We start from the raw sequence: 5,700 nt of genomic DNA, 5'->3' as shown, positions 1-5,700 counted from the left end.
GGAAACACCTTTCTCTCGACCAACCGCACAACAGCACGGAACCGGCCACGAGTAGACGCCGGCGACGCTAGCAGCGTTTTCCGGACCGCCACCCCCTGAAGATCCCCCTACCGTGGCCGGCCTCCCCGGACGCTCATCTAGGGGGTTGCACGCATACCGCCGTGCGTAATTGCCTTCCTGATGACCGATGCCGGACGCCAGGGAAGGGTGGAGGCGTTGTCCATATCTGTCACGGCGCCGTATTGCCGCTTCGAGAAGACCGGATCACCGGACCTCGACGGTGACGAGACGGTGCTCGGCCTGATCGAGCACGGCACCGGCCACACCGACGTGTCGCTGGTGGACGGTGCCCCCCGGACCGCCGTGCACACCACGACCCGCGACGACGAGGCGTTCACCGAGGTCTGGCACGCACAGCGCCCCGTCGAGTCCGGCATGGACAACGGCATCGCCTGGGCCCGCACCGACGCGTACCTGTTCGGTGTCGTGCGCACCGGCGAGAGCGGCAGGTACGCCGATGCCACCGCGACCCTCTACACGAACGTGTTCGCGCTCACCCGGTCGCTGGGGTATCCCCTGCTCGCCCGGACCTGGAACTACGTCAGCGGCATCAACACGACGAACGCGGACGGGCTGGAGGTGTACCGGGACTTCTGCGTGGGCCGCGCCCAGGCGCTCGACGAGGGCGGGATCGACCCGGCCACCATGCCCGCGGCCACCGGTATCGGCGCCCACGGGGGCGGCATCACCTGCGTGTTCCTCGCCGCCCGGGGCGGAGTCCGGATCAATATCGAGAACCCCGCCGTCCTCACGGCCCACCACTACCCGACGACGTACGGTCCGCGGCCCCCGGTCTTCGCACGGGCCACCTGGCTGGGCCCGCCGGAGGGGGGCCGGCTGTTCATCTCGGCGACGGCTGGCATCCTCGGACACCGAACGGTGCACCACGGTGATGTGACCGGCCAGTGCGAGGTCGCCCTCGACAACATGGCCCGGGTCATCGGCGCGGAGAACCTGCGGCGCCACGGCGTCCAGCGGGGGCACGTCCTCGCCGACGTCGACCACCTCAAGGTCTACGTCCGCCGCCGCGAGGATCTCGACACGGTCCGCCGGGTCTGCGCCGCACGCCTGTCGAGCACCGCGGCCGTCGCCCTTCTGCACACCGACATAGCCCGCGAGGACCTGCTCGTCGAAATCGAAGGCATGGTGGCGTGACAATACCCGGTAAAAGGCCCGCGACGCTGCGCCTCGGCGGATCCGCGAAGAGAAAGAAGAGCGTCACCGCACAGCGCGGCGGCCCGGTCCTTTCGTCCTTCGCACAGCGGCGGATCTGGTTTCTCCAGCAATTGGACCCGGACAGCAACGCCTATAATCTGCCGCTTGTGCAACGCCTGCGCGGTCTTTTGGACGCGCCGGCCCTGGAGCGTGCGCTGGCGCTCGTCGTCGCGCGCCACGAGGCGTTGCGGACGGTTTTCGACACCGCCGACGGCGAACCCCTCCAGCGGGTGCTCCCCGCCCCGGAACACATCCTGCGCCACGCGCGGGCGGGCAGCGACGAGGACGCCGCCCGGCTCGTCCGCGACGAGATCGCCGCGCCGTTCGACCTCGCCACCGGACCGGTGATCAGGGCCCTGCTGATCCGCCTCGGTGACGACGACCACGTCCTCGCGGTGACCGTGCACCATGTCGCCGGCGACGGCTGGTCGTTCGGGCTCCTCCAACACGAACTCGCCGCCCACTACACGGCGCTGCGCGACACCTCCCGCCCTGCCGAACTGCCGCCGTTGCCGGTGCAGTACGCCGACTTCGCCGCCTGGGAACGGCGCGAACTCACCGGCGCCGGACTGGACAGGCGTCTCGCCTACTGGCGCGAGCAGCTCCGGGGCGCCCCGGCGCGGCTCGCCCTCCCCACCGACCGTCCCCGCCCGCCGGTCGCCGACGCGGACGCGGGCATGGCCGAGTGGCGGCCGCCGGCCGCGCTGGCCACCGCGGTCCTCACGCTCGCGCGCGACTCCGGGGCGTCCGTGTTCATGACCCTGCTGGCGGCCTTCCAAGCGGTCCTCGCCCGGCAGGCGGGCACGCGGGACGTGCTGGTCGGCACGCCCGTGGCGAACCGTACGCGGGCGGCGTACGAGGGCCTGATCGGCATGTTCGTCAACACGCTCGCGCTGCGCGGCGACCTCTCGGGCGATCCGTCGTTCCGGGAACTCCTCGACCGCTGCCGGGCCACGACCACGGACGCGTTCGCCCACGCCGACCTGCCGTTCGAGAACGTCATCGAACTCGTCGCACCGGAACGCGACCTGTCGGTCAACCCGGTCGTCCAGGTGCTGTTGCAGGTGCTGCGGCGCGACGCGGCGACGGCCGCGCTGCCCGGCATCGCGGCCGAACCGTTCCGCACCGGCCGCTGGTTCACCCGCTTCGACCTCGAATTCCATGTGTACGAGGAGCCGGGTGGCGCTCTGACCGGCGAACTGCTCTACAGCCGTGCGCTGTTCGACGAGCCACGGATCACGGGATTGCTGGAGGAGTTCACGGCGGTGCTTCAGGCGGTCACCGCCGACCCGGACGTACGGCTGTCGCCGCTGCCGGCCGGCGACGCGACGGCGGCAGCGCCCGTGGTGCCCTCGAACGACACGGCGCGGGACCTGCCCGTCGACACGCTGCCGGGCCTGCTGGCCCGGTACGCCGCACGCACCCCCGGCGCCGTGGCCGTCACCGACCCGCACACCTCCCTCACCTACGCGCAGCTGGACCGGCGGGCGAACCGCCTCGCGCACCTGCTCCGCGCGCACGGCACCGCCACCGGCGACCTGGTCGGGATCTGCGCCGATCGCGGCGCCGACCTGATCGTCGGCATCGTGGGGATCCTCAAGGCGGGCGCCGCTTACGTACCGCTCGACCCCGAACATCCGCCGGAGCGCACGGCGTTCGTGCTGGCCGACGCGCAGCTGACCACGGTGGTGGCGCACGAGGGCTACCGTTCCCGGTTCCCCGATGTGCCGCACGTGGTGGCGTTGGACGACCCGGAGCTGGACCGGCAGCCGGACGACACGGCGCCGGACGTCGAGCTGGACCGGGACAGCCTCGCCTACGCGATCTACACGTCCGGGTCGACCGGCAGGCCGAAGGCCGTGCTCATGCCGGGCGTCAGCGCCGTCAACCTGCTGCTCTGGCAGGAGCGCACGATGGGCCGCGAGCCGGCCAGCCGCACCGTCCAGTTCGTGACGCCCACGTTCGACTACTCGGTGCAGGAGATCTTTTCCGCGCTGCTGGGCGGCACGCTCGTCATCCCGCCGGACGAGGTGCGGTTCGACCCGCCGGGACTCGCCCGGTGGATGGACGAACAGGCGATTACCCGGATCTACGCGCCGACGGCCGTACTGCGCGCGCTGATCGAGCACGTCGATCCGCACAGCGACCAGCTCGCCGCCCTGCGGCACCTGTGCCAGGGCGGCGAGGCGCTGATCCTCGACACGCGGTTGCGCGAGCTGTGCCGGCACCGGCCCCACCTGCGCGTGCACAACCACTACGGCCCGGCCGAAAGCCAGCTCATCACCGGGTACACGCTGCCCGCCGACCCCGACGCGTGGCCCGCCACCGCACCGATCGGCCCGCCGATCGACAACACCCGCATCCATCTGCTCGACGAGGCGATGCGGCCGGTTCCGGACGGTATGCCGGGACAGCTCTGCGTCGCCGGCGTCGGCCTCGCCCGCGGGTACCTGGCCCGTCCCGAACTGACCGCCGAGCGCTGGGTGCCGGGCGGCGCGGTCGGCGAGGAGCGCATGTACCTCACCGGCGACCTGGCCCGCCGCGCGCCCGACGGCGACCTGGAATTCCTCGGCCGGATCGATGACCAGGTCAAGATCCGCGGCATCCGGGTCGAACCGGGTGAGATCGAGAGCCTGCTCGCCGAGGACGCCCGCGTCACGCAGGCCGCCGTGTCCGTGCGCGAGGACCGGCGGGGCGAGAAGTTCCTGGCCGCGTACGTCGTACCGGTGGCCGGCCGGCACGGCGACGACTTCGCCGCGTCGCTGCGCGCGGGACTGGCCGCCCGGCTGCCCGCCGCACTCGTGCCCTCCGCCGTCGTCCTGGTGGAGCGACTGCCGAGGACCACGAGCGGCAAGGTGGACCGGCGCGCGCTGCCCGACCCGGAGCCGGGCCCGGCGTCGACCGGGACGGTTACGCCCCGCACCGATGCCGAGCGGACGGTGTGCCGGATCTTCCAGGAGGTGCTCGACGTCCCGCGGGTCGGTGCCGACGACGACTTCTTCACGCTCGGCGGGCACTCCCTGCTCGCCACCCGCGTCGTCTCCCGCATCCGCGCCGAACTGGGTGCCGATGTCCCGCTGCGTACGCTCTTCGACGGGCGGACGCCCGCCGCGCTCGCCCGTGCGGCGGACGAGGCCGGCCCGGCCGCCCTGCCCCCGATCCCGCCCTCCGCGGAGAACGGGCCGGCCCCCCTCACCGCGGCACAGGAACAGATGCTGCACTCGCACGGCTCGCTGCTCGCCGCGCCCTCCTACACGGTCGCCCCGTACGGGTTCCGGCTGCGCGGGCCACTCGACCGCGAGGCGCTCGACGCGGCACTGACCCGGATCGCCGCGCGCCACGAGCCGCTGCGGACCGGGTTCCGCGATCGGGAACAGGTCGTCCGGCCGCCCGCTCCGGTGCGCGCCGAGGTGGTTCCGGTGCCGGCCGGCGACGTCGACGCGGCGGTCCGGGTCGCCCACCGGGAGCTGACCCGGCCCTTCGACCTCGTGGACGGGTCGTTGCTGCGTGCCGTGCTGCTGCCGCTGGACGCCGAGGATCACGTGCTGCTGCTGATGCTGCACCACCTCGCCGGTGACGGATGGTCCTTCGACCTCCTGGTCCGGGAGTTGTCGGGGACGCAACCGGACCTTCCGGTGTCCTACACGGACGTGGCCCGGTGGGAACGGAGTCCGGCCGTGATCGCGGCCAGGGAGAACGACCGGGCCTACTGGCGCCGGCAGCTGGGGGGCGCCACCGCGCCGGAGCTGTCCGCGGTCCGGCCCGGCGGGGCACCGACCGGGCGGGCGTTCCTGTGGACGCTCGAGGACACCGCCGTCCTGGCGGCACGCCGGGTCGCGGACGCCCACGACGCGACGTTGCACGAAACCGTGCTCGGCGCCTTCGCCCTGGTCGTGGCGGAGACCGCCGACACCGACGACGTGCTCGTCGCGACGCCGTTCGCGGACCGGGGGTACGCCGGGACCGACCACCTCATCGGCTTCTTCGCGAAGGTCCTCGCGCTGCGCCTCGACCTCGGCGGCACGCCGTCGTTCCCCGAGGTGCTGCGCCGGGTGCACACCGCGATGGTGGGCGCGCACGCCCACCAGGCGGTGCCCTACTCCGCGCTGCGCGCCGAGGACCCCGCTCTGCCGCCGGCCCCCGTGTCGTTCCAGCTCATCAGCGCGCTCAGCGCGGAACTGCGGCTGCCCGGCATGCACACCGAGCCGTTCCCCGTCGTCGCCGAGACCGTCGACGAGATGACCGGCGAACTGTCGATCAACCTCTTCGACGACGGTCGCACCGTCTCCGGCGCGGTGGTCCACGATGCCGCGCTGCTCGACCGTGCCACCGTCGACGATTTGCTCACCCGGGTGGAGGCGACGCTGCGTGCCGCCGCGGGCGACCTCACCGTACGCGTCACCGGTTACGTGGAAAGCGAGTAGC

Annotated in this window: 2 protein-coding genes; both read left to right on the top strand. The window is 72.7% G+C overall.

Going from position 1 to position 5,700, the window contains the following annotated elements; all coding sequences use genetic code 11:
* Nucleotides 1–216: 216 nt before the first annotated feature.
* Entirely contained in the window at nt 217–1,215 is a 999-nt protein-coding gene (locus N6H00_RS38195; RefSeq protein WP_268976488.1) for an FkbO/Hyg5 family chorismatase, read from the top strand.
* Complete coding sequence (locus N6H00_RS38190; protein ID WP_268976487.1) at nt 1,212–5,699, top strand: amino acid adenylation domain-containing protein; 4,488 nt, start codon at nt 1,212–1,214, stop codon at nt 5,697–5,699. The genes N6H00_RS38195 and N6H00_RS38190 overlap by 4 nt, the downstream gene beginning before the upstream one ends.
* Nucleotide 5,700: the final 1 nt, after the last annotated feature.

The sequence above is a fragment of the Streptomyces sp. S465 genome, from assembly GCF_026898115.1.
GTDB classification, from domain to species: domain Bacteria; phylum Actinomycetota; class Actinomycetes; order Streptomycetales; family Streptomycetaceae; genus Streptomyces; species Streptomyces luomodiensis.
The sequence above is the reverse complement of the archived record's forward strand: the minus strand, read 5'-3'. Positions and strand labels throughout refer to the sequence as shown.